Origin of the sequence: Umezawaea sp. NPDC059074 (assembly GCF_042738955.1) — a bacterium.
In the GTDB taxonomy this organism is placed as follows: Bacteria; Actinomycetota; Actinomycetes; order Mycobacteriales; family Pseudonocardiaceae; genus Umezawaea.
In genome coordinates, this window is record NZ_JBHYHC010000021.1 from 74860 (window position 1) to 99314 (window position 24455).

Below are 24455 nucleotides of genomic sequence, written 5' to 3' on the forward strand. Positions count from 1 at the left end.
CCGGCGTTCCGCCGTCAGCGCTTGACCGCGACGGCCTCGTGCTCCTCCTCGGCCGGGACGGGCTCGTCGGCCTTCGCGAGGGCCGCGCCCTCGACGTCGAGCGACGGCAGCCAGGCCAGCCAGCTCGGCAGCCACCAGGCGCGCTCGCCGAGCAGGGCCAGCGCGGCGGGCACCAGGACCATGCGCACGACGAAGGCGTCGAACAGGATGCCCGCGGCCAGCGCGAAGGCGATCGACTTCAGCGTGGCGTCACCGGCGGGCACGAAGCCCGCGAAGACCGAGAACATGATCAGCGCGGCCGCGACGACGACCGGGGCCGCCTGGCGGAAGCCGGTGCGGATGGCGTCCAGCGGCGAGGCGCCGTGGCTGTGCGCCTCGTGCATCCGCGAGACCAGGAAGATCTGGTAGTCCATCGCGAGGCCGAACAGGATGCCGATCACCAGGATCGGCGTGAGGCTGATCAGCGGTCCGGTGCTGTCCAGCGCGACCAGGTCGCCCAGCCAGCCCCACTGGAACACCGCGACCGTGGCCCCGAGGGACGCGCCGATGGTGAGCAGGAAGCCGAGCACGCCGACCAGCGGCACCAGCAGCGAGCGGAACACCAGGATCAGCAGCGCCAGCGCCAGGCCGACGACGAGCGCGAGGTAGACCGGCAGGGCATCGTCGAGGCTCTTCGCGACGTCGACGCTCACGGCCGTGGCGCCGGTGACCGACGCGGTCGGGCCACTGGCGTCCTTGGGGAGCGCCCGCAGGTCGGCCACGAGCTGCTCGGTGGCCTCGGTGGTCGGGCCGGACTTCGGGATGACCGTGACCAGGGCCGCGCTGCCGTCCGCGTTCGGCGTCGGCGGCGTGGCGAGGGCGACGTCGTTCAGCCCGGAGATCGCGGGCACGGCCTTCGTGGCGGCGTCGACGGCTCCGGGGCCGTCGAACAGGACGATGATCGGGCCGTTGAAGCCGGGGCCGAAGCCGTCGGACAGCATCTGGTCGGCGCGCGCCTGCGTGCTGTCGGTGGCGGGGCGCTGCACCAGCGTGGTGCGCATCGAGGCGAACGGGATGGCGATCACGCCGAGCGCGACGATCGCGAGGCCCAGCGCCAGCACGCGGTGCCGGGTGACCCCGGTGCTCCAGCCCGCCAGGAACCCGCGACCGCTGGTCTCGACCTCCTCGACGGGTGCCGCGCCGCGCTGCTTGCGGGGCAGCGCGCGGTGCCCGAGGTAGCCGAGCACGGCCGGGACCAGGGTGATCGCGACCAGGACGGCCACGACGATGGTCGCGGCGGCGGCCACACCCATCTGGGTCAGGAACGGGATGCCGACGACCACGAGCCCGGTCAGGGCGATGACGACGGTCAGGCCCGCCGTGACGACCGCGGAGCCCGCGGTGCCGACGGCCGTGGCGATGGCCGACGGGACGTCCGCGCCGCGCCGGAGTTCGTGGCGGAAGCGCGTGACGATGAACAGGGCGTAGTCGATGCCGACGGCGAGGCCGAGCATGCCCGCCAGGATCGGGGTGGTCGACGACAGGTCGGCGAAGCCGGTGGCGATCGTGACGCCCAGGACGCCGATGCCCACGCCGATGAGCGCGGTCAGCAGGTTCATCCCGGCGGCGATCAGCGAGCCGTAGGTGATGACCAGGATCATCAGCGCCACCACGACGCCGAGGCCCTCGGCGATGCCGCCGATGTGGAACGGGGCCTGGGTGGCCTCACCGGTGGCCTCGATGGTGAAGCCGGTGGTGCCGCGGGCCGCGTCGACGACGTCCGTCAACGCCTTCTGCTGGTCGGCCGTCACCTCGCCGACGGCGGCGGAGTACGTCACCGTGCTGTAGGCGGTGGTCTGGTCCGCGTTGACCGCGGGAGCCTTCGGGTCCAGCGGGTTGGCCGCCTTCACCACGCCGGGCAGCGCGCCCAGCTTGGTCACCAGGTCGCCGAGGGCGGTGGCGTTCTCCGGCGTGGTCAGCGTCTGCCCCGCGGGGGCGTGCACCACGACCTTCGCGGCGGCGCCGCTGGAGCCGAACTCCTCGCCGATCCGGGTCAGCGCGGTCGTCGACTCCTGGCCGGGGATGGAGAAGCTGCTGGACGTGTCGCCCGCCAGCGTCACGGCGCCCGCGCCGCCGCCGACGAGGAGCACCAGCCAGACGGCGATCACGGACAGCCGGTGCCGGTGCGCGAAGGCCCCGATCCGGGACAAGAAGCGAGCCATGGTTAGTCCTCAGGCTGGTCGGAGGTGGAACGGGGAGCGCCGGGGCGTCCGTGGCCCAGCGCGTCGAAGCAGGTGGCGACGATGTGCGAGCGCCACGCGGAGGTCCGGTCGTCGTGGTGGGCGGCGATGCTCAGCACGGCCAGCGCCGCCAGCGACCCGGCGACCCGGACGCTCCGCTCCGAGGAGGGCGCGGTCGGGTCGACGCCGAAGGCCAGGAAGGCGTCACCGCCGATGCCGTGGAGCTTCGGGTCCAGCGGGCCGCTGGAGCCCTGCATCACCGGGGCGAGCAGCAGGGCGACCAGGCCGGGGTGGGCCAGGGCGATGTCGACGAAGGCCTCCACCGCCCGCCGGTCGCGCTCGGGGCCGACCGGGAGGTCCTTGACCTGGTCCACCGCCAGCCGCCCCAACCCGCTCGCCTGGGCGATCACGGCCTCGCGCAGCGCCTCCTTGCTGGGGAAGTGGTGCAGCAGCCCGGTCTTCGAGAGGCCGACGGCGTCGGCGACCTCCTGCACGGACGTCTTGGCGATGCCGCGCCGGGCGAACAGCGCGGCGGCCTGGTCGAGGATGCTCGCGTCGATCTGCTGCCGGAACGGTCGGGTCATGGCATCCACGGTACGACGTCGCGGACCAAGTTGGTCGGTTTACCGACCAACTTGGTCGGTGGCCTTGGTCATAGTCCTCAGTGGAATGCCCGACCGGTCGCCGCTGTCGACGAACCGCGCGACCCGCTCCGGGCCGCCGTTCCCGCACGGAGGTAGCAGGATGCTCGACTTCGACGTGGCCAAGGCCTTGGCCGACGGGGTGCTCGCCGAGGGCAGGCGCCGCCGCACCGCCCCGCTCACGGTGGCGGTGCTCGACGCGGGAGGTCACCCCGTCGTCCTGTACCGCCAGGACGGGGCGGGCATCGTCCGCCCCCAGCTCGCCACCGGCAAGGCGTGGGGCGCGCTCGGCCTCGGCTTCAGCTCGCGCGGCATCGCGGGCATCGTCGAGAGGTTCCCCGGTTTCGTCGAGGCGCTCGCGGTCGCCTCCGAGGGCCGGGTCATCCCGGCGGCGGGTGGTGTTCTGCTCCGCGACGGCACCGGCCGGATCATCGGCGCGGTCGGCGTGAGCGGGGACGGCTCCGACGTGGACGAGGCGTGCGCCATTGTGGCGGCACGGGCGGTCGGCCTCGATCCGGAGCCCTCCGCGCCGTCCGCCTGACGGTCACCGCGGTTCGGCCCCGTGGGAGAACGAGGCCGACTCGGGACCGCGCTGGGGCGCGCCTTGGCCGCGCAGCCGGGGCAGCGCCTGCTCCAGCGCGTCGACCAGCAGGTCCGCCAGGTCGTGGCTGAACCCGTTGCGCACGACGATCCGCAGCACCTGGAGGTCCTCGCGGTCGGCCGGGAACGTGTAGGCGGGCACGAGCCAGCCCTGTTCGCGCAGGGCGGCGGACACGTCGAACACCGAGTACCCCTGCTCGCCCGGCGCGAGGGTGAAGGCGAACACCGGCAGCTCGCGCCCGTCGGTGAGCAGCCGGAACGGGCCGAGCGCGCCGATCCGGTCGGCCAGCGCGGAGGCGACCTCGCGGCAGTACAGCTGCACCCGCCGGTAGCCGTCGAACCCGAGCCGCAGGAACGAGTAGTACTGGGCGATGACCTGCGCGCCGGGGCGGGAGAAGTTGAGCGCGAACGTCGGCATCTCGCCGCCCAGGTAGTTGACCTTGAACACCAGGTCGGACGGCAGGGCGTCGGCGTCGCGCCACACCACCCACCCCACGCCGGGGTACACGAGGCCGTACTTGTGGCCGGAGGTGTTGATCGAGGCGACGCGGGGGAGCCGGAAGTCCCACTCCAGGTCGGGATCGCAGAACGGGGCGATCATCGCGCCGGACGCCCCGTCGACGTGGACCGGGATGTCCCAGCCCCGGTCGCGCTGGAGGCCGTCGAGCGCGGCGGCGATCTCGGCGACGGGCTCGTAGCTGCCGTCGAACGTGGACCCGAGCACCGCGACCACGCCGATGGTGTTCTCGTCGCAGTGCTCGACGACCTGCTCGGCCGTGAGGTGGAAGCGGTCGCCTTCCATGGGCACGAGCCGAGCCTCGACCTCCCAGTAGTTGGCGAACTTCTCCCAGCACACCTGGACGTCCACGCCCATCACGATGTTCGGCCGGTCGGTCGGCAGGCCCGCGGCGCGGCGGGCGTGCTGCCAGCGGCGCTTGAGCGCCAGCCCGGCCAGCATGCAGGCCTCGCTGGACCCGGTCGTGGAGCAGCCGGTCGCGCGCTCCGGGTCGGGGGAGTGCCACAGGTCCGCGAGCATCCGCACGCAGCGCTGCTCCAGTTCGGCGGTGCGCGGGTACTCGTCCTTGTCGATCATGTTCTTGTCGAACGACTCGCCCATCAACCGCTGCGCCTGCGGCTCCATCCACGTGGTGACGAACGTGGCCAGGTTCAGCCGGGCGTTGCCGTCGAGCATCAGCTCGTCGTGCACCACCTGGTAGGCGGTGTCCGGGTCCAGTTCGCCCTCGGGGAGCCGGTTGCGCGGGATGCGCACCGGTTCCCTGGTGAACACCGGGTTGACCGACACGTGCTCGCGGCCGTGGTCCGACGGCTGGGCCAGTGGCATGGGAGGAGGGCCTTTCCGTCCGGGGCTGTCGCGCCAGGATGCCGGACCCGGCGTGGCCGCGCCGGGCGACGACGACGCCGGCAGGATGTGGCCGGTGAAGTACCTGATGCTCATCTACGGCAACGAGACCGTGTGGAACAGCCTTCCGCCCGCCGAGATGGCGGACCTGATCAGCCGGGTCGACGCGTTCAACCAGGACCTGCGCGACACGGGCGAGTTCATCACCGCCGAGGGCCTGGTGGAGCGGCCGCACGCGGTGCGGCGGGGACCGGACGGCCCGGTCGTCACCGACGGCCCGTACCTGGAGGCGAAGGAGTTCGTCGGCTCGATGTTCGTCGTGGACGTCGAGAGCGAGGACCGGGCGCTGGAGATCGCGAAGTCCTATCCGGGGATCGCCTTCGGCGGCGGGCTGGAGGTGTGGCCGCTCATGGGCCACGACGGGTGACGCCGGTCGAGGACGTCCTGCGCGCGCTCGCCCCGCGGGTGCTCGGAACGCTCGTGCGCCGCCACGGCGACTTCGCCCGTTGCGAGGACGCCGTGCAGGAGGCGTTGATCGCCGCCGCCGAGAAGTGGGCGCGCGAGGGCGTGCCGGAACACCCGCTGGGCTGGCTGACCACGGTCGCGGCCCGGCGCTACGTCGACCAGGTGCGCGGTGACGCGGCCCGTGAACGCCGGGAGCTGGCGGTGCTCGACGCCTCTCCGCGTGACGCGCTGGTCGCCCCGGCCGCGGACGCCGAGCCCGCGCGGGACGACCTGCTGGAACTGCTGTTCCTGTGCTGCCACCCGGCGTTGACCGCGCCCTCGCAGCTGGCGTTGACGCTGCGGGCGGTCGGCGGGCTCACCACGCCGGAGATCGCCGCGGCGTTCCTCGTGCCCGAGAAGACCATGGGGCAGCGCATCTCCCGCGCCAAGCAGACCCTGCGCGACGCGGGCGCGCGGTTCGAGCTGCCGTCCGACGCCGAGCACGGGCCGCGGCTGCGGGTCGTGCTGCACGTGCTCTACCTGGTGTTCAACGAGGGCTACAGCGCCAGCGCGGGCCCCGACCTGCACCGCGTCGACCTCACCCGTGAAGCGCTGCGGCTGGTCCGCGCCCTGCACGAGCGGCTGCCCGCCTCCGGCGAGACGACCGGCCTGCTCGCGTTGACGCTGCTCACCGAGGCGCGCGGCCGGGCCCGCACCGGCCCCGACGGCGTGCTGATCCCGCTGGCCGAGCAGGACCGCTCGCTGTGGGACCGCGCGGCCATCGCCGAGGCGACCGCGCTGCTCACCCACAGCCTGGCGACCCTGCCTCTCGGGCCGTACCAGGTCCAGGCGGCCATCGCCGCGCTGCACGACGAGGCCACCTCCGTCGAGACCACCGACTGGCCGCAGGTCCTCGCCCTGTACGACCTGCTGGAACGCCTGGCGCCCAACCCGGTCGTCTCGCTCAACCGGGCCGTCGCGCTCGGCATGGTCGACGGCCCCGAGGCGGGCCTGGCCGTCGTCGACGACCTGGACTCCGGCGTCCTGGCGGGCAACCACCGGCTGCTGGCCGTCCGCGCCCACCTGCTCGACCAGGCCGGGAACCGCGCGGAGGCGGCCGCTCTCTTCCAGGAGGCGGCCCGGCTCGCGGGCAGTCGACCCGAGCAGCGGTTCCTGCTGGCACGGGCCGCGGAACTTTTTTCTCCGCGGATGTAGAACGCGCCGCGACGGCTCCGATCCCCCTCCGAGCGACGCCGACGGGCGTCGCCGGGGACACGAGGAGCTGGGCACGATGACCAAGGTGACCGCGCAGATGTCGGTGTCGCTGGACGGGTACTACGCCGGACCGCGCCACGACGGCGAGGGCGACTGGATGGCCTCGGCCGAGGCCGCCGCGTTCTTCCGCGTGACGCGCTGGGCGATCGACGCGATGGCGTGGCGCGAGCGGCAGGGCTTCGCGGGCGGTGAGCCGGACGTGAACTCCGACATCATCGCGGAGACGTTCGAGGCGGCGGGCGCGTACGTGATGGGCAGGCGGATGGCCGACGGCGGCGAGGCGCCGTGGGGTGACGAGCCGCCGTTCCGCGCGCCGGTCTTCGTCGTCACGCACCGCCCCCGCGCGGTGCTGCACCGCCAGGGAGGCACCAGCTTCACCTACGTGACCGACGGCGTCGCGAGCGCCGTCGAGCAGGCGAAGGCCGTGGCGAACGGCAAGAACGTCGCCGTCGCCGGCGGGGGAAGCCTGGTGCGGCAGGTGATCGAGGCCGGACTGCTGGACGAGCTGGAGCTGCACATCGCGCCGGTCGTGCTGGGCAGCGGCCTGCGGCTGCTGTCCGACGACCTGACGCTCCCCGACAAGGAGGCGATCGAGCTGACCCCCACCAGGGTCGTGCACACCCCGCAGATCACCCACATCCGGTACTCGGTCAACGGTCGCGCGCCGCTGGTCCTGGACGACCGGGGCAGTGGCGGCGGTCCCGCCGAGATCTACTCCGCGTAGCGCGGGTGGCCGTGGCGGTCTTCACGACCGACCGCCACGGCCCGTCCGGGCTACTTGGCGGTCAACGCCGTGTCGTCGACGAGCCACTCCGTCGCCTCGCCCTGGTCCTCGTCGCCCAGGAACCGGAACTTCACGGTCTTGCCCGCGTACGCGCCGACGTCGTAGGTCTTCAGCACGTACCCCGGCTTGGCGTCCAGGTTGGACGCCCCGCCCAGCCGGTCGTTGCCCGCCCTCACCTCGAACAGGTCGACCGCGCCCGCCGTGGTCGGCTCCTCGGTGCGGATCTTGAGGTAGAACGACAGCGTCGAGTACGGGCACTCGGCCGGAATCGCGACCTCCTGGGACAGCTCGTCCCCGAACGGCAACCCGATGCCCGAGAACGACGCCGCCCACGTCCCCGTGCGCGGCGCGCTGACGCCGGTGGTCTGCGTGACCAGCAGCGTCCGGCTGGGCCGCCAGCCCGGCACGTCCCGCCCGCTCTCGAAGCCGGGGTTCAGGAACTTCTGGCCCCCGGTCGCGCACGTCCACGTCGGCGGCGTGGTGAAGATCCGGAACGTCACCGACCCGGTCTTCAGGTTCTTGTCCTTCGCCGTCACGGTCACCGGCGAGTTGACCACGGTGGCCGTCGGCGTCCCGGAGATCACGCCCGTGGCCGCGTTGAGCGCCAGGCCGGCGGGCAGCGCGGTCGACGTCCACGTGTACGGGGCCGTGCCGCCCGAGACGGACAGCGGGATGCTCATCGCGACCCCGGTCCGACCCGCGCGCACACCGGGATCGGTCACGTACGGGTAGCCCGCGCGGTAGCCGGTGTTGACCATCAGCAGCCGGTTCGGCGAGCCCTGCGCGTCGTTCACCGCGTTCTTCGTCGAGTCGGCGACCAGCGCCGCCGCGACCTGCGCGGGCGTGACGCCGGGGTCGGCGGCCAGCAGCAGCGCCGCCGCGCCGGACACGTGCGGCGTGGCCATGGACGTCCCGCTCAGCAGGGCGAAGTCGGTGTCGCTGTCCGCTCCCGCCGACCAGATGTAGTCGCCGGGCGCGAACAGGTCGACGCACGAGCCGTAGTTGGAGAACGACGACCGGTCGTCGGAGAACTCGCTGACGGACGCGACCGTGATCGCCTCCGGCGTGCGGGCGGGGGAGTGCAGGCACGCGTCGCCGTTGTCGTTGCCCGCCGCCACGGACGTGACGACCCCGTCGGCGATGGCCCGCCGGGTCGCGTCCTCGATCACCTGGTCCGGCGCGTCGCCGCCCAGGCTCATGTTGGCCACCGCGGGCCCGGACACGTGGTTGGCCACCACCCAGTCCAGCCCCGCCGCGACCCCCTCGCTGGTGCCGTTGCCCTCGCAGTCGAGCACCTTCACCGCGACCAGCCGCACGCCCTTGGCCACGCCGAACTCGGTGCCGCCGATCGTCCCGGCGACGTGCGACCCGTGCCCGTTGCAGTCCTCGTTCCGCCCGTCGCCGGTGGTGTTCGTGCCCCACACCGCTCGACCGCCGAAGTCCTCGTGCGTGGTGCGGATCCCGGTGTCGACCACGTACGCCGTCACGTTCGCGGCCGTCGTGGACCAGCGGTAGTAGTCGTCCCCGTCCGGCCCGCGCTGGTCGATCCGGTCCAGCCCCCACGACCACGGGTAGTGCTGCTCGCCGGACGCCTTGACCCGCCGGTTCTGCTGCACGTAGGCCACCGCCGGGTCGGCGGCGAGCCGTCGTGCCGACCGCGCGTCCATCCGCACCGAGAACCCGCTGAACACGTGGCTGAACGTCCGCCCGACCGTCCCGGAGTACTTGCCCGCCAACGCCGACGCGGACTTCCCCTGCCCCTTCAGCACCACGACGTAGCTGCCGTCGACCACGTCCGGCCCACCCGCGCCGACCACGTCCGCCACCGCCGGTGGCGCGACCCCCACGACCACCCCGGCGACCAGCCCGGCCACCACGGCCAACGCTCTTGCTCCCACACGCCCTCCCCGGCTCGCTCCCGACGTGCCAGACGCTAGGTCGTGGTGACCCGATCATCGGTGGTTTGGCCGGGAGTTGGGCCGGATGCGTTGGCGCGCAAGGGAAGGATCAGCCGAATGGGCGTCAGCGCGCTTCGGGAACACGATGCCCGGTAACGGAAGGCGGCGGTTGATCGATCAGCTGGTCGAGTGCGTCAGGGAGGTGACCACGTGGTCCTCGTGGTGCGAACGGTGGGCACGATCATCGGCAGTGCGCTGTGCCTCTTCATCACCGCGCTGCTGCTGGTGCTCGGCATCGCGGGCTTCCTGTTCCGCTTCGTGGTGTCGTTCTTCCAGGTGCTCGGCGGCAAGCTGTCCGACGCCGAGCTGTCGGCCCGCATCTGGGCCCCGACGAACTGGGCGATCGGCACCTCCACCGAGATGTGGCAGGGCATGCTCGGCAACATCTGGACGGAAGGCCGCTCTCACCGCTGGTGAGACCCGGTCAACCGGGATACGCGTACCCGAGCTCCTCGGCCGCGACCGACCAGAACGCGTTCTCCCCGTCCACCGCGACCGCGTCGATGCCCCGGAACTCCACCACGAGCGCCTCGGCGAACGCGTCCCCGGCGGCCATCTCGTCGTCCGGCTCCTCCTCGGGCTCGTCGGCCTCCTCCACCTCGTCGGAGGCCCGCCCGTAGACCACCGAGCAGGCCACCAGCGACTCGACGTCGGAGTTGACGAGCAGCGGAACCCCTCCGTCCGCCGGCACCAACCACACCCGCCCGTCGACCCGGTCCACCACGATCGAGCTGAGCCCCTCGTCACGGGCGACCTCCGCCCCCAAGCGATCCGCGAACCGGAGATCGGCGAACGGCACGCCGAGCCACGTTCCCGGATACGGCACCGGTCCACGCCGGGCGAGCAGGGCGAAAAGCGAGGAGTCGTCCACGAGGGCAGTCTATTCGTTGCCCCGCAAGGACTTCACCCGACCGAGAACGCCAGGTGCGCCGGATCGAGCGACCGCAGGAACCCACCCCCGTCCAGCAACCGCCCGGCCGTCACCGCCCCGGTGGGGGAGGGCCGGTCGTCCAGCAGCCGCGCCACGACACCCGCCGCGAGCGGCCCGCTGACCGCGTAGATGTCCTGCCCCGACGCACTCGCCCGCCGGTGCACCCCGTCCCGGCTGACGACCGCGTCGACGTGGAACGTCTGCGCGGACCGCCCGAGGTCGTCCACGGGTGGAGGCGGCGGCGACGCGGGGTCGCGCAGGTCGGCGAGCGGCTCGGCGTTCACGTGCACGCTGACGCGCGGAGTCCGCACGTGGTGGGCGATGGTCACCTGGTCGGACGTGGACAACTCGGTGAGCCGCTGCTCGCCCGCCCGATGGGGAAACCGCCACAGGACCGTGCCGGGAACGCTCGGGGCGGGGACGAACTCGTTGTCGGTGAAGACGACGTGCCTCCCGGTGTTGCGGGCGATGGTGCGCCGGGTGCCCTCGGTGGGCAGCCAACTGGAGAGCGCGATGGCGATCCGAACGTCGTCCACGGACGTCCAGTCACCCAGAGCGGCCGTGACGAGCAGATCCCCGAGCCCGCCGTAGAACGCGGCGGACGGCACCACGGCCACCCCCGCCTGCCGGGCGGGCGCGTCGTAGCGCCCCAACAGCTCCATCGTCACGCCCTGCTCGGCGGCGATGTCGACGTAGTGCGCCCCAGCGCGAAGCGCCGCCTCCACCACAGGCCCAGCCGTGTCGAGGAACGGCCCGGCACAGTTGACCACCGCCCCGACCCCGTCAAAGGCCCGGTCCAACGACACCGGATCGTCGACCACCGCCACCACCCCGGCGGCAGGCAGCCGACCACGATCCCGCCCGACCTCGACGACCTTCAACCCCACCTCGCGCAAACTCCTGACGACGAACCGAGCCGTGTGCCCGTAGGCACCGAAAACGGCGATTGTGGTGCTCCGATTGCTCACCCAACGAGCATCACGCCCACGACGATCGACGACGAGTGTCCGATCCGACAACATCCGTACACTTTCGGACATGCCATCCGTGGTGCTGGCCCTCTACGAGGGCGCGATGCTGTTCGAGGCGGCGACGGCCATCGAGGTGTTCGGCGTGGACCGCAGCGACATCGCCGACCCCTGGTACGACTTCACGATCGCGGGCCCCGGCGCACCAGCGGTCGGCGACATGGCCCGCATGAAGAGCGACCCCACCTTCACCCCGATCCTCACCGCACACACGATCGTCGTCCCGGCCTACCACGACGTCGACGACCCACCACCGGAAGACGTGGTCGAGGCCCTCCGCACCGCCCACACCAACGGCGCAAGGATCGTCTCCCTCTGCACCGGCGTCTTCGTCCTGGCGGCAGCAGGCCTGGTGGACGGAAAACGCGTCACCACCCACTGGGCCCACGCGGACCTGCTGGCCCAGCGCTACCCCAGAGTCGACGTGGACGCGGACGTCCTCTACGTCGACGACAACCCCATCCTCACGTCAGCGGGCAAAGCGGCCTGCATGGACCTCTGCCTCCACGTGGTCCGCACCGACTACGGCGCAACAGCCGCGAACACCCTCGCCCGCAGACTCGTGGTCCCCCCACACCGCGCAGGCGGCCAGGCCCAATTCATCACCGCACCAGCCCCACCGAACGGCCACCACCTCCAAGACCTGATGCAGTGGGCCACAAAACACCTCCACGAACCCCTGACGGTCAAGGACTTGGCGGAACGCCTCAACATGAGCACCAGAACACTGGCAAGGCACTTCATCGCCACAACAGGAACAACACCCCTGCGCTGGCTGCACAACCAACGAGTGCACGCAGCCCAGGAAATGCTGGAAACAACAGACGCCAGCATCGACACCATCGCCGAACGCACCGGCATGGGCATGGCGGCAACACTGCGCAGACACTTCAACCAAACGGTAGGCGTAGCCCCAGACACCTACCGCAGAACCTTCCAGGGCACCACCAAGCCAACGCCAAAACAGGCACAGCACAGGACTGATTGGTGACCACAAGCATGCGCCGGGGCAACGCAGTGGCCCACCACCCCGGCACAGCGCCGACCAATAACCACGCTGGGACTGGCAGCCACCTGACAACCACGCTGGGACTGGCAGGCGCAGGCCACGGAACGTGGCCGATTTGACATGGGGATTTCGGCCTTAAAATTGTGGTCGGGCGGGACTCTCTTTGGACCGCCTTTTGAGCCCGACAAAGGCCGAAATGAGGGGTCCCCATGTCAAATCGGCCACAGCACGCTGGAAATCGCAGCCGCCGAGAGACCCACGCCGGAACCGGCAGCCGCTAACCACGCCGAAACCCGCAGCCGCTGAAACCCCCACCCAAGCCCAACCCCGTACCGTGACAAGGGTGAGCACCGCGCCGCCCCACACCGTCACCCTGAGCACCCACTTCGCCCAAGCTCTCCCGGAGATGGCCCTCCCGTGGCAGGCAGCGGACACCCCCACCCCCACCCTGCTCCTCCTCAACACCGCACTGGCCACCTCCCTCGGCCTCCCACCCCTGGACACCCCGGAAGGCCTGGCCCTCCTCACCGGCACCCACCTCCCCGAAGCTGCCACCCCAGTAGCCCAGGCCTACGCAGGCCACCAGTTCGGCAACTACTCCCCACGGCTCGGCGACGGCCGAGCCCTCCTCCTGGGCGAACTCACCGACCACAACGGCCGCCTCCAAGACCTCCACCTCAAGGGCTCCGGCCGCACCCCCTTCTCCCGAGGCGGCGACGGCTACGCGGCCCTGGGCCCGATGCTCCGCGAGTACCTCCTCAGCGAAGCGATGCACGCCCTGGGCATCCCCACCACCCGTTCCCTCGCCGTGACGACCACCGGCCGCCCCGTCCACCGCGAAACCACCCTCCCCGGCGCCATCCTCGCCAGAACGGCCAGCAGCCACCTCCGCGTGGGCAGCTTCCAGTTCGCCCGAGCCACCAACGACCCGGACCTCCTCCGCAGACTCGCCGACCACGCCATCGCCCGCCACCACCCCGAGGCGACCACCGCCGAAAACCCGTACCTCGCCCTCTTCGACTCCGTCGTAGCCGCCCAGGCGACCCTGATCTCCCAGTGGATGCTCGTGGGCTTCATCCACGGCGTCATGAACACCGACAACATGACCATCTCCGGCGAAACCATCGACTACGGCCCCTGCGCCTTCCTCGACGCCTACGACCCCACCACCGTCTACAGCTCCATCGACCACGCGGGCCGCTACGCCTACGGCAACCAGCCTGGCATCGCCCAGTGGAACCTCGCCCGCCTCGCCGAGGCCCTCCTCCCGCTCTTCGACGACAACGAGGACCGGGCCGTCGCGAAAGCCCTCGACGTCCTGAGCACCTTCAAACCCCGCTACGAAGAAGCCTGGACCTCCGGAATGACCGCGAAACTGGGCCTCAACACCACCCCCGACACCCTCGTCGACGACCTCCTGACCCTCCTCAGGGACAACCACGTCGACCACACCTCCTTCTACCGCCACCTGGCCACAGCGGCACGGGGCAACCCCGAACCGGCCCGCTCCCAGTTCCTCGACCTGGCCTCCATCGACACCTGGATCACCCGCTGGCGGGCCGAACACCCGGACCCGGACGCCATGGACCGCGTGAACCCCGTCTACGTCCCCCGCAACCACCTGGTCGAGGAAGCCCTCGCCGCGGCCACCGACGGCGACCTCACCCCGCTCCACGCCCTCCTCAAGGCAGTCACCTCGCCGTACACCGAACTCCCCGGCCACGACCGCTACGCGGCCCCCGCCCCGGAGGACTTCGGCGCGGCCTACCAGACCTTCTGCGGCACCTGAGCCGAGAGCGTCCACATGCGACGAACGACCACGATGGGGTTGTTCTCGCTTGGGCCCCACGGATCCGGGTACCCGGCTGCGGTAGCCGAAGCCGAAGGAGACCCCCGGATGCCCCCGAAGCGCCAGCGCGACCAGGCCGCCCCCAAGCCCACGACCCCCACGGGCAAGCCGGAGGCGGCCGGGGACCCGCGGGCCCGGTCGGGCCGCTACCTGACCACCTCGCAGGGCGTCCGCCTGTCCGACACCGACCACTCCCTCAAGGCGGGCCCGCGCGGTCCGACGCTGCTGGAGGACTTCCACCTCCGCGAGAAGATCACCCACTTCGACCACGAGCGCATCCCCGAACGGGTGGTCCACGCCCGCGGCGCAGCGGCCCACGGCACGTTCCGCGCCTACGGCAACGCCGAGTCCGTCACCAAGGCGGGTTTCCTGGCCAAGGGCCGCGAGACGCCGGTCTTCACCAGGTTCTCCACGGTCCTGGGTTCGCGCGGCTCGGCGGACACGGTCCGCGACGTGCGCGGGTTCGCGGTGAAGTTCTACACCGAGGAGGGGAACTTCGACCTCGTCGGCAACAACATGCCGGTGTTCTTCATCCAGGACGGCATCAAGTTCCCCGACGTCATCCACGCGGGCAAGCCGCAGCCGGACCGGGAGATCCCGCAGGCGCAGTCCGCGCACGACACGTTCTGGGACTTCGTCTCGCTGCACACCGAGGCGACCCACCACGTCATCTGGGCGATGTCGGACCGCGGCATCCCGCGCTCGTACCGGACCATGGAGGGCTTCGGCGTCCACACGTTCCGGCTGGTCAACGCGGCGGGGGAGACCTCGCTGGTGAAGTTCCACTGGAAGCCGGTCGCGGGCGTGCACTCGCTGGTGTGGGAGGAGGCGCAGATCGCGGCGGGCGCGGACCCGGACTTCCACCGGCGGGACATGGCCGACGGCATCGAGGCGGGAGCGCCGCTGGAGTTCGAGCTGGGGCTCCAAGTGCTGCCGGACAGCGAGGACGAGACGTTCGAGGGCATCGACCTGCTCGACCCGACCAAGCTCGTGCCCGAGGAACTGGCCGAGGTCGTGCTGGTCGGGAAGCTGACGCTGGACCGCAACCCCACCAACTACTTCGCCGAGACCGAGCAGGTCGCCTTCCACACCGGCCACCTAGTGCCCGGCATCGAGATCACCAACGACCCGCTCATGCAGGCGCGGATGTTCTCCTACCTCGACACCCAGCTCACCCGCCTCGGCGGCCCGAACTTCGCCCAGCTGCCGATCAACTGCCCGCACGCGGCCGTGAACGACAACCTGCGCGACGGGATGCACCAGACCGCGATCCACCAGGGCACGGCCGCCTACAAGCCCAACAGCGTCGACGGCGACCAGCCGGAGATCGCGACCGAGGGCGCGTACGTCCACGTCCCCCGCGAGGTCTCCGGGCCGAAGGTGCGGGCGAACCCCGTGTCGTTCGACGACCACTACTCCCAGGCGACGCTGTTCTGGCGCAGCATGAGCCAGGTCGAGCAGGCGCACATCGTCGAGGCGTACACGTTCGAGCTGTCCAAGGTCTACGAGAAGCCGATCCGCGAACGCGTCCTCGGCGTGCTCGCCAACGTCGACGCCGAGCTGTGCGCGCGGGTCGCGGCGGGCCTCGGGCTGCCGGTCCCGGACGGCGACCCGGCGCGCGGCGTGGTGCCGTCGCCCGCGCTGTCCCAGGTGTCGACGGAGTCCGGTCCCATCGCGGGCCGGGTCGTCGGGGTCGTCGCCGGGCCGGGCGCGGACGTCGCCGGGATCGGCAAGCTCCGCAAGGCCGTCGAGGCCCGTGGCGCGGTGCTGCACGTCATCGCCCAGATCGGCGGGGAGGTCGCGAAGGGGCGGGCGAAGGAGGTCGTCGAGCGGACGTTCCTGGCGACCCGGTCGATCGAGTACGACGCCGTGGTGGTCGCCGCGGGCGTGACCGGGTCCGACCCGCGGCTGACCGTGCTGCTCCAGGAGGTGTTCCGGCACTGCAAGGTGCTGGGCGCGTGGGGCGACGGGGCCGCGGTGCTGGAGGCCGCGGGGATCGACACCGGCGCGCCGGGCGTCGTGCTCGGCGACACCGCGGTCAAGCCGTACTTCACCGAGCTGCTCACGGCGGTCGGCAAGCACCGCGTGTGGGACCGGGCCGTGCCCGCGGGCATCGCCTGACCGGTGCCCTGGCGGGCGCACCCGTGTGCCCGCCAGGGTCGGATCCTGGGGCGACCGGCACTCCACGGGGCCATCCTCGAAGCAGACGCCGAAGGGCGTCGAACACGAGGAGCTGAGATGGTGGAGTTCAAGGTCGAGATCATCGTTCTGCCGGTCGCGGACGTCGACCGGGCCAAGGAGTTCTACGGCGGGATCGGCTTCCGGGAGGACGTCGACTACACGGGTCCGGACGGGTTCCGGGTCGTGCACTTCACGCCTCCGGGCTCGGCGGCGTCGATCATCATCGGCGACCGGGTCACCGACGCCGCGCCCGGCTCGGCGCAGGGCGTGCACTTCGTCGTCGACGACATCGTCGCGGCCCACGCCGAGCTGCTCGCGAAGGGCGTCAAGGTCAGCGACGTCTTCCACGACGCGGGCGGCGTGTTCCACCACGCGGGCGTTCAGGACCGGATCGCCGGACCGCACCCGGACCGGCAGTCCTACGGCTCGTTCCTGTCGTTCGAGGACCCCGACGGCAACGGCTTCGTCGTTCAAGAGGTCACCGAGCGGCGGCCGGGGCGGATCAGCCACGTCGTCTACGGCTCGGTCGCGGAACTCGAACAGGCGCTGCGCGACGCCGCCGCGGCCCACGGCGAGCACGAGAAGGAGCTCGGCCACGAGGACGCGGACTGGCCCGCGTGGTACGCCGCGCACATGGCCCGGCAGGCGGGCCTCACCTCCTGACGTCGTTCTCCCCGGCCCGGCGAAGATCCCCCGTTCGAGTAGCCTCCGCCGGGGAGGACGACGTGCGGAGCGACAACGGTGGACCGGTGCTGCGGGGCAGGCGCCGCGAGCGGGACGTGCTCGACGGCGTGCTGCGCGACGTGCGCGACGGCCGCAGCCGGGTGCTGGTGCTGCGAGGCGAGGCGGGCGCGGGCAAGACTGCGCTGCTGGACCACTTGGTGGCCACCGCCCGCGGCCGGGTGACCCGCGCGGCGGGTGCCGAGGCCGAGTCCGAGATCGCCTACTCCGCGCTGCAACAGCTCTGCGCGCCGCTGCTGGACCACCTGGACGCGCTGCCCCGCCCGCAGCGGGACGCGCTCGCCACCGCGTTCGGGCTCGGCGTCGGCGAGGCGCCGGGATCGCTGCTGGTCGGCCTCGCGGTGCTCGGCCTGCTCGCCGAGGCCGCGACCGACCAGCCGCTGGTCTGCGTCGTGGACGACGTGCAGTGGTTGGACCGGATGTCCGAGGTGGTCCTGACGTTCGTGGCCCGCAGGCTGGACGCCGAGGCGGTCGCGCTGGTGTGCGCCGCGCGCAGCCCCGGCGACGAGCGGATCCTCACCGGCCTGCCGGACCTGCGCGTGGAAGGCCTGCCCGCGGCGGACGCGCGGGCGCTGCTCGACTCCGTGCTGCCCGGACCGGTCGACGACCGCGTGCGCGACCGCATCGTCGCCGAGACCCGCGGCAACCCCCTCGCGCTGCTCGAACTCCCGCACGGCCTCACGCCCGCGGAACTGGCGTTCGGCTTCGGCACCCCCGGCTCCGCGCCCCTGGCGAACCGGCTGGAGGCCGGGTTCCAGCGGCGGATCGCCGCGCTGCCCGCCGACGCCCGCAGGCTGCTGCTCGCCGCCGCCGTCGAACCGGTCGGCGACGTGGCGCTGCTGTGGCGCGCGGTCGAGTCGCTGGACGTCGGACCGGACGCCGCCGGACGGATCGAGGCCGCGGGACTGGTCGAGTTCGGCGCCCTGGTCCGGTTCCGCCACCCCCTCGTGCGCTCCGCAGCCCGCCGGTCAGCCGACGTCGCGGACCTGCGGGCCGTGCACCGCGCCCTCGCCGAGGTCACCGACCCGGAGCAGGACCCCGACCGCCGCGCCTGGCACCGCGCGCACGCCGCCACCGGCCCGGACGAGGACGTCGCCGGGGAGTTGGAGGACTCGGCGGGCCGCGCGCTCGCCCGTGGTGGCCGGATCGCGGCCGCCGCCTTCCTGGAACGCGCCGCCGAACTGACGTCGGACCCGAAGACACGCGCCGCCCGCGCCCTGGCCGCCGCGCGGGCCCAGTTCGACGCGGGCGGCCTCGCCGAGGCGTCCGAGCTGCTGACGGCCGCCGAACTCGGCCCGCTGGACCCGGTCCGGAAGGCGGACGTGGAACGGCTGCGCGCCCAGATCGCGTTCTCCCTCCACGCGGCCGGACCACCCCTCCTGGCCGCCGCCCAGCAGGCTGGAGGACCTGGACGTCGCCGCCGCACGGGAGACGTACCTGTCGGCCCTCGGCGCGGCCGTGCGGGCGGACGACCTCCGCGAAGCCGTCGAAGCCGCCCGCGATGTCCCCGCGGGCGACGAGCCAGCCGGGCTGCTCCTGACCGCCCTCATGACCTGGGCCCTGGACGGCTACCCGACCGCCGTCCCCCTGCTCCGCACCGCATTGGCCAACGCCGACCCCCGGTTCCTGTGGTTGACCGCGCCCGTGGCGCACGCGGTGTGGGACGCCGCCGCGTGGCACCGGCTCACCGAGCGGGCGGTCGAGGACGCCCGAGCCACCGGCACCCTGTCGCTGCTGCCGACCGCGCTGGTCCACCGCGCCGAAGCGCTGGTGGTCGCGGGCAGGTTCACCGACGCGGCCGCCCTGCTCGACGAGGCCGCCGCGTTCGCCCGCGCCACGGGCGTGCCGGTGACCCAGTCCGGCGCACTGGCCGCCTACCGTGGCCGTCCGACCGACTCCCCGACGCACGAGGAGGGCAGCCTGCTCGGTCACGCGGGCTACGCCGAAGCCGTGCTGCACAACGGTCTCGGCGACTACCCGACCGCACTGCGCGCCGCCCGTCGGTCCGCCGAGCACGGTGGGGCCCTCGCGGAACTGGTCGAGGCCGCCACCCGCACCGGCGACACCGACCAGGCGGCCGACGCACGGTCACGCCTGGCCGACCGCACCACGGCCGCGGGCACCGACTGGGCCCTCGGCGTCCAGGCCACGGCCGACGCCCTAGCGGGACCACCCGACCAGGCCGAGGCTCAGTACCGCGAGGCGCTCGACCGCCTGACCGGCGACCACCTCGCCGTCCCCTTGGCCCGCGCCCACCTGCTCTACGGCGAGTGGCTCCGCCGCGAAAACCGCCGAGGCGACGCCCGCACCCACCTCCGCACCGCACACGACTCGTTCACGGCCATGGGCGCGGAGGCCTTCGCCGACCGCGCGAGCCGAGAACTGGCCGCCACCGGCGAAACCGTCCGCAACCGCACCACCGACCCGACCACCACCCTCACCGCCCAGGAAACCCAAATCGTCCGCCTCGCCGCAGCAGGCCGCACCAACCCCGAGATCGGCGCGACCCTCTTCCTCAGCCCCCGCACCGTCGAATGGCACCTGCGCAAGGTCTTCACCAAGCTCGGCATCACCTCGCGCCGCGAACTGGCGTCGGCGCTGCGCGTCTAGCGGGTCACCCCGTCAGGTCGGCCACCGCCGCCAGGAAGCGGTCCACGTCCTCGCGGTCGTTGTAGTGCGCCAGGCCGGCTCGGACCGCGCCGCCGGTGTCGCGGATGCCGAGTGCGCCGGTCAGCTCCCACGCGTAGCTGTGGCCGTGCCACACGTTGACCCCGTTCATCGCCAGGTGTTCGGCGACCGCGGCGGGGCTGTGGCCCGCGACGCGGAAGTACGCGATGGCGGTCCTCCGGGCGGGCTTGCCGTGGAGGGTGACGTCGGGCAGGCCGCCGAGACCCCCGAGCAGGACCTCGAACAACGCCTGCTCGTGTGCTCCGACCGCCTCCATCGACACCCGCAGCCGGTCCCGGCGGGACAGGGACGGGAGCGGCAGGGCGAGGCCCGCCAGGTGTTCCACGGCGGCCGTGACGCCTGCCAGGTCGGCGAACGGGGAGGTGCCCGTCTCGAAGCGCTCCGGCACCCGGTCGGGCGAGGGCAGCAGCTTCTCCGGGTGGAGGGTCTCCAGCAGGGCCGGGTCGGCGACCAGCGCGCCGAGGTGCGGGCCCGCCCACTTGTACGCGCTGGTCACGAAGAAGTCCGCGCCGAGCGCCCGCACGTCGGGCAGGTCGTGCGGGGTGGAGTGGACGCCGTCGACGAACGTCAGCGCGCCCGCGGCGTGCGCCTTCGCGGTGATCGCGGCGACGTCCGGCCGGGTGCCGAGGATGTTGCTGGCCGCCGTGACGGCCACCAGGCGGGTCCGGTCGGTGAGCAGGGCGTCGTACTGGTCCACGGGCAGTTCGCCGGTGTCGACGTCCACCTCCGCCCAGCGGACCACTGCTCCGGCGCGCTCGGCCGCCTGCACCCACGGGCGGACGTTGGCGTCGTGGTCGAGGCGCGACACCACGACCTCGTCGCCCTCCCGCCAGGTCGCCGACAGGGCGTGGGCGAAGCGGTAGATCAACGTCGTGCTGTTCGGCCCGAACACGACCCCGGACGCCTCACCGCCCACGAGGTCCGCCACGGCCTGCCGGGCGTCGGCGAGGATCGTCATCGACCTCGCGCTCGCGGGGAACGGTCCGCCCACGTTGCCGATCCCCAGCCGGTAGGCGGAGGCGATGGCGTCGATGACGCAGGTCGGCACCTGGGTGCCCGCGGCTCCGTCGAGGTAGGCGTACCCGTCGGCGAGCGCGGGGAACCGGGACCGGACGGCGGCGATGTCGAAGGTCATGTCCGCCAGCCTCGCCCAGCGCCGCCGCTAGGGGAAGGGGTGTTCGGCCGCGGCCAGCAGCCGCGACCCCACTCTGCGCGCGGCCTCCTGCAGTTCCGGGCAGGCGACGATCCGGTAGGACGCCGGGATCGTCGCGAGCTGCTCGGCGTACCAGGCCGGGTTGCTGGTGCTGCCGACCAGGCGGGTGGTCCCGGCGTCCACGGCGGTCAGCTTGCCCAGCGTGCGGGAGAGGCAGCGCTCCAGCAGGTCGACCGGGGCGTCGACGACCACCTCCACCTCGTACTCCCAGCCGGTGCCCAGGTGCTCCTCCAGCAGGGCCACCGGGTCGAGGTCGGCGGGCGGGGCGACGGTGTCGTCGAGGACCTCGACAGTGCGGACGCGGTCGATCCGGTACGCCCGCACGGCGTCCTTCGCCACGGACCGGCACAGCAGGTACCAGCGGCCGTGGCGCACGACGACCGCCCACGGGTCGACCTCCGGGCTCCACTCCGACCCGGCCTCGGACCGGTACCCGATCCGCACGCGCCGGTGCTCGGTGCACGCCCGCACCAGTGTGCTCGCGGTCTCGGGGTCGGGCCGGGCGGCGGACCGGTCGGGCGCCGGTGCGGTCGCCCGGCGGACGGCCTCGGCCTGCGCGGCCACCGACTCCGGCAGCGCGCGGATGAGCTTGCCCAGCGCGCTGCCGACCGGGTCGGTGGGGTCGCTCGCCTCGTGGTGGCCGTCCAGCACGGCCATGACCAGGCCCAACGCCTCGGCCCCGCTGAACACCAGCGGCGGTAGCCGCAGGCCGCGACCGAGGCGGTAGCCGCCGTGCGGACCCCGTGTCGAGTCGACGGGGATGCCCGCCTCGCGGAGAATCCCAACGTAGCGCCGAGCCGCGCGCTCGGTGACGCCGAGCTTGTCGGCCAGCCGGTCCGCGGTGATGCCCGGACTGGCCTGGAGGAGTTCGAGCGCGAGCAGCGCCCGTGCGGTGGGGCTCGTCTCGGTCGTCATCACGCCCCGCGATCCGGAAGTGGACTGTCCGGAATGGAGGTTACCTTGGCTCCCGTGGACACCACGATCGAAGAACCGCCGCCCACGGCGGACGAGACCGAGATGCTGCTGTTCGCGCTCGAACGGGCGCGCGGCCAGTTCGCCTGGAAGACCGGCGGGCTCGACGCGGAGGGCCTGACCAGGCGCCACCCGCCGTCGGAGATGACGCTGGGCGGGCTGCTCAAGCACCTCTCGATGCTGGAGGCGTTTTACATCGCCCGAGACCTGAGCGGAGAGCCGATGGGGCCGCCGTGGGACGGGGTCGACTTCGTCGCCGACCCCACGTGGGACTGGCGCTCGGCCGACTCCGACACGCCCGCGCAGCTCTACGACCTGTGGGAACGCTCGGTGGAGCGGTCCCGCGCGGCGTGGGCGGCGGCGCTCGCGGACGGCGGGCTCGACCGGCCGTCGCGGTACGCCCTCCCGACCGGGGAGCACCTCAACCTCCGGCGGGTCCTGGTCGACTTGATCGAGGAGTACCTCCGCCACACCGGGCACGCCGACCTGCTGCGGGAGGCGTTCGACGGGCTGGTGGGCAACGACCCGCCGCGCTCGTGACGGCCCCCGAGGAGGTCACCGTCGTGCCCGCCAACGAGGCGTCCGCGGCGGACCTCGCCGCGGTGTTCGGCACGACCGACTACGCGGGCCGCTGCCAGTGCCAGCGGTTCAAGGTCCTCGGCTGGCTGTGGCGCGACTCCACCCAGGAGGAGCGGACGGCGATGCTCCAGGAGCAGACCGCGTGCGACGAGCCGGACGCCCCGTCCACCAGCGGGCTGGTGGCGTACCTCGACGGCGAGCCGGTGGGCTGGGTCGCGGTGGAACCGCGGACGGCGTACCCGAAGCTGCGCACGTCCCGCGTCCCGTGGAAGGGCCGGGACGAGGACAAGGACGACGACGGGGTGTGGGCGGTGACGTGCTTCGTGGTCCGCAAGAGCCACCGGGGACGCGGGCTCACCTACCCGCTGGCCCGCGCGGCCGTCGACTTCGCCCGCACGCGCGGAGCACGGGCATTGGAGGCGTACTCGATGATCACCCAGCCCGGCAAGGAGATCACCTGGGGCGAGCTGCACGTGGGGGCGCGGCAGGTGTTCGAGGAGGCCGGGTTCCGGGAGGTCACGCACCCGACCGTGCGCCGGGTGGTGATGCGGGTCGACTTCGGGTAGCTACTTGCGGCGCGGCTTGCCGGGCTTGCCGCGCTTGCCGCCCGAGGGCGCGCCCCGCCGTGGCGGCTTGGCCTGCGGGGTCTTCCGCTTGTCCGGCTTGGGCTCCTGCTTGGGCGTGGGCGCGGGACCGCGGGTGCTGTTCACGGTGCGGCCGCGGATGATGCCGATGAGCTGCTCGACGAGGTCGGTGGTCTCGTCCTCGACCCACGAGAGCGCCACCCGCGACTCCGGGGCGTCCGGGAACGGCCGGTAGGTGAGGTCGCGGCGGTGGTGCAGGCGGGCGAGGGACTGCGGGACGACCAGCAGTCCCACGCCCGCCGCCACGAGCTCCACGGCGTCGGCCGTCGTGGCGGGACGGTGGAACGCGGGCTGACCGGGAGGACCGTCCCAGTCGAGCGTGTCGTCCAACGGGTGCAGGACCACGCCGTCGACCAGGTCCTCGGTGGACAGTTCCTCCGCGAGCGCGGCGGAGTGGTCCTTGGGGACCACGACGACCGTCGTCTCGGTGTAGAGCGGGATCGCGTGCAGACCCGTGCGGTCGAACGGCAGGCGCAAGAGGACCGCGTCGGCCTTCCCGTCGCGCACCGCGGCGGCCGCGTCGGCGGCGGGCACCTGGAGGAGCGTGAGCGCCACCTCCGGCAGCCGCTCCTTCCAGAGCCGCACCCACTTGGTGGGCGTCACACCCGGCACGTACGCGAGCGTGAAGGAAGGAGGTACGTCCTGGCCGGTCACGAGGGCAGATTACCGGGCGTGACCGGGGACGCCGACACGGCCCGATACCCTGGGCGGCATGAAGTCGCAGAAGACCCCCCAGACGATGAAGCCCGCGACAGCGGCGAAGAAGCTGGGTGTGTACCTCGAAGCCACCCCCGCGGAGTTCCAGGACGGGGTGGTTTCCCGCGACGAGCTGAACGCGCTGCAAGCCGACCCGCCGGAGTGGCTGCGGGACCTGCGCCGGAATGGGCCGCATCCTCGGCCCGTCATCGCGTTGAAGTTGGGGATCTCGATCGGTGGGCTGGCTCGGGGTGGGGTTACCGGGTCGTTGACGACCGAGGAGATCGAGGCGTTGAAGACGGAGAACCCGACGTGGTTGAGGCAGGAGAGGTCGACCGCTGCTGAGGTTCGGAGGGAAGAGGAGCGGTTGAAGGCCAAGGCTGAGGCGCCGGTGAAGGCTCCGGCGAAGTCTTCGGTGAAGGCTCCGGCGAAGAAGGTGCCTGCTCGGCGGTCTGCTCGGTCCTGAGCTTGGGGCGTCTCCGTTGCCGCCGGTTCCAGCGTGGTCTGGTCGGTGACTGCCGGATTAGGCGTGGGTCCCCCGGCGGCTTCGATTTCCAGCGTGCTGTGGCCGATTTGACATGGGGACCCCTCATTTCGGCCTTTGTCGGGCTCAAAAGGCGGTCCAAAGAGAGTCCCGCCCGAC

22 protein-coding genes and 2 pseudogenes are annotated in these 24455 nt (G+C 72.5%); 14 read left to right on the forward strand and 10 right to left on the reverse strand.

Annotated elements, in window-relative coordinates; all coding sequences use genetic code 11:
- Window positions 1–14: 14 nt before the first annotated feature.
- Together ACFWW9_RS12730 and ACFWW9_RS12735 are read right to left on the reverse strand one after the other, a co-directional pair.
- A complete protein-coding gene (locus ACFWW9_RS12730) occupies window positions 15–2201 on the reverse strand; it encodes an MMPL family transporter (protein WP_390375425.1) in 2187 nt (728 codons plus the stop codon).
- Window positions 2202–2203: 2 nt separating this feature from the next.
- The gene (locus ACFWW9_RS12735; protein WP_390375428.1) at window positions 2204–2803 is read right to left on the reverse strand and encodes a TetR/AcrR family transcriptional regulator; all 600 of its coding nucleotides are present in this window, start codon (window positions 2801–2803) and stop codon (window positions 2204–2206) included.
- 160 nt (window positions 2804–2963) lie between these two features.
- On the opposite strand from ACFWW9_RS12735, the gene ACFWW9_RS12740 reads away from it, so the two are divergent.
- Window positions 2964–3401, forward strand: coding sequence for a heme-binding protein (locus tag ACFWW9_RS12740; protein WP_390375431.1), 438 nt, complete (start codon window positions 2964–2966; stop codon window positions 3399–3401).
- A gap of 3 nt (window positions 3402–3404) precedes the next feature.
- Here the strand turns inward: ACFWW9_RS12740 and ACFWW9_RS12745 are convergent, their stop codons facing one another.
- A complete protein-coding gene (locus ACFWW9_RS12745; RefSeq protein ID WP_390375434.1) occupies window positions 3405–4802 on the reverse strand; it encodes a glutamate decarboxylase in 1398 nt (465 codons plus the stop codon).
- A 52-nt stretch (window positions 4803–4854) separates the two neighbouring features.
- Between ACFWW9_RS12745 and ACFWW9_RS12750 the strand changes: the two genes are divergently transcribed.
- The 3 genes from ACFWW9_RS12750 (at window position 4855) to ACFWW9_RS12760 (ending at window position 7263) form a co-directional block, all read left to right on the forward strand.
- Window positions 4855–5247, forward strand: coding sequence for a YciI family protein (locus ACFWW9_RS12750; RefSeq protein WP_390375437.1), 393 nt, complete (start codon window positions 4855–4857; stop codon window positions 5245–5247).
- On the forward strand, window positions 5244–6479 hold the full coding sequence (locus ACFWW9_RS12755; RefSeq protein WP_390375440.1) for an RNA polymerase sigma factor: 1236 nt from the start codon (window positions 5244–5246) through the stop codon (window positions 6477–6479). Before ACFWW9_RS12750 ends, ACFWW9_RS12755 begins: the two co-directional genes overlap by 4 nt.
- Window positions 6480–6555: 76 nt before the next feature.
- Window positions 6556–7263 (forward strand): dihydrofolate reductase family protein, encoded by a 708-nt coding sequence (locus tag ACFWW9_RS12760; protein WP_390375443.1) that lies wholly within the window; start codon window positions 6556–6558, stop codon window positions 7261–7263.
- Between the two features lie 50 nt (window positions 7264–7313).
- Here ACFWW9_RS12760 and ACFWW9_RS12765 read toward each other — a convergent pair whose 3' ends face one another.
- The gene (locus ACFWW9_RS12765) at window positions 7314–9221 is read right to left on the reverse strand and encodes a S8 family serine peptidase (protein WP_390375446.1); all 1908 of its coding nucleotides are present in this window, start codon (window positions 9219–9221) and stop codon (window positions 7314–7316) included.
- A gap of 210 nt (window positions 9222–9431) precedes the next feature.
- Between ACFWW9_RS12765 and ACFWW9_RS12770 the strand changes: the two genes are divergently transcribed.
- Window positions 9432–9698: a hypothetical protein gene (locus tag ACFWW9_RS12770; RefSeq protein ID WP_390375449.1), complete on the forward strand. Its 267-nt coding sequence runs from the start codon at window positions 9432–9434 to the stop codon at window positions 9696–9698.
- A gap of 7 nt (window positions 9699–9705) precedes the next feature.
- On the opposite strand, the gene ACFWW9_RS12775 is transcribed toward ACFWW9_RS12770, so the two are convergent.
- Both ACFWW9_RS12775 and ACFWW9_RS12780 read right to left on the reverse strand, forming a co-directional pair.
- On the reverse strand, window positions 9706–10152 hold the full coding sequence (locus tag ACFWW9_RS12775; protein WP_390375452.1) for an SUKH-4 family immunity protein: 447 nt from the start codon (window positions 10150–10152) through the stop codon (window positions 9706–9708).
- 32 nt (window positions 10153–10184) lie between these two features.
- Window positions 10185–11180: a saccharopine dehydrogenase family protein gene (locus ACFWW9_RS12780; protein WP_390375455.1), complete on the reverse strand. Its 996-nt coding sequence runs from the start codon at window positions 11178–11180 to the stop codon at window positions 10185–10187.
- 70 nt (window positions 11181–11250) lie between these two features.
- On the opposite strand from ACFWW9_RS12780, the gene ACFWW9_RS12785 reads away from it, so the two are divergent.
- The 5 genes and pseudogenes from ACFWW9_RS12785 to ACFWW9_RS12805 all read left to right on the forward strand — a co-directional run.
- Window positions 11251–12231, forward strand: coding sequence for a helix-turn-helix domain-containing protein (locus tag ACFWW9_RS12785; protein ID WP_390375457.1), 981 nt, complete (start codon window positions 11251–11253; stop codon window positions 12229–12231).
- Between the two features lie 361 nt (window positions 12232–12592).
- Window positions 12593–14038 (forward strand): YdiU family protein, encoded by a 1446-nt coding sequence (locus ACFWW9_RS12790; RefSeq protein WP_390375460.1) that lies wholly within the window; start codon window positions 12593–12595, stop codon window positions 14036–14038.
- A gap of 108 nt (window positions 14039–14146) precedes the next feature.
- On the forward strand, window positions 14147–16219 hold the full coding sequence (locus ACFWW9_RS12795) for a catalase (RefSeq protein ID WP_390375463.1): 2073 nt from the start codon (window positions 14147–14149) through the stop codon (window positions 16217–16219).
- Between the two features lie 117 nt (window positions 16220–16336).
- Window positions 16337–16942 (forward strand): VOC family protein, encoded by a 606-nt coding sequence (locus ACFWW9_RS12800; RefSeq protein ID WP_390375466.1) that lies wholly within the window; start codon window positions 16337–16339, stop codon window positions 16940–16942.
- A gap of 140 nt (window positions 16943–17082) precedes the next feature.
- Window positions 17083–17433 (forward strand): annotated as a pseudogene (locus ACFWW9_RS12805) (ATP-binding protein); the annotation flags it as partial.
- Between the two features lie 555 nt (window positions 17434–17988).
- Here ACFWW9_RS12805 and ACFWW9_RS12810 read toward each other — a convergent pair.
- Window positions 17989–18381, reverse strand: coding sequence for a hypothetical protein (locus ACFWW9_RS12810; protein WP_390375469.1), 393 nt, complete (start codon window positions 18379–18381; stop codon window positions 17989–17991).
- 97 nt (window positions 18382–18478) lie between these two features.
- Between ACFWW9_RS12810 and ACFWW9_RS12815 the strand changes: the two genes are divergently transcribed.
- Window positions 18479–19630, forward strand: a complete 1152-nt coding sequence (locus ACFWW9_RS12815; protein ID WP_390375472.1) for a LuxR C-terminal-related transcriptional regulator — start codon at window positions 18479–18481, stop codon at window positions 19628–19630.
- A gap of 4 nt (window positions 19631–19634) precedes the next feature.
- Here ACFWW9_RS12815 and ACFWW9_RS12820 read toward each other — a convergent pair whose 3' ends face one another.
- Together ACFWW9_RS12820 and ACFWW9_RS12825 are read right to left on the reverse strand one after the other, a co-directional pair.
- Window positions 19635–20843, reverse strand: coding sequence for a cysteine desulfurase-like protein (locus ACFWW9_RS12820; protein ID WP_390375475.1), 1209 nt, complete (start codon window positions 20841–20843; stop codon window positions 19635–19637).
- Window positions 20844–20870: 27 nt separating this feature from the next.
- On the reverse strand, window positions 20871–21836 hold the full coding sequence (locus ACFWW9_RS12825; protein ID WP_390375477.1) for a helix-turn-helix transcriptional regulator: 966 nt from the start codon (window positions 21834–21836) through the stop codon (window positions 20871–20873).
- 54 nt (window positions 21837–21890) lie between these two features.
- Between ACFWW9_RS12825 and ACFWW9_RS12830 the strand changes: the two genes are divergently transcribed.
- Both ACFWW9_RS12830 and ACFWW9_RS12835 read left to right on the forward strand, forming a co-directional pair.
- Complete coding sequence (locus ACFWW9_RS12830; RefSeq protein ID WP_390375480.1) at window positions 21891–22433, forward strand: DUF664 domain-containing protein; 543 nt, start codon at window positions 21891–21893, stop codon at window positions 22431–22433.
- A complete protein-coding gene (locus ACFWW9_RS12835) occupies window positions 22430–23038 on the forward strand; it encodes a GNAT family N-acetyltransferase (protein WP_390375483.1) in 609 nt (202 codons plus the stop codon). Before ACFWW9_RS12830 ends, ACFWW9_RS12835 begins: the two co-directional genes overlap by 4 nt.
- On the opposite strand, the gene ACFWW9_RS12840 is transcribed toward ACFWW9_RS12835, so the two are convergent.
- Window positions 23039–23770, reverse strand: a complete 732-nt coding sequence (locus ACFWW9_RS12840) for a LysR substrate-binding domain-containing protein (RefSeq protein WP_390375486.1) — start codon at window positions 23768–23770, stop codon at window positions 23039–23041.
- Window positions 23771–23855: 85 nt separating this feature from the next.
- Between ACFWW9_RS12840 and ACFWW9_RS12845 the strand changes: the two are divergent.
- Window positions 23856–24188 (forward strand): annotated as a pseudogene (locus tag ACFWW9_RS12845) (DUF5997 family protein); the annotation flags it as partial.
- Window positions 24189–24455: the final 267 nt, after the last annotated feature.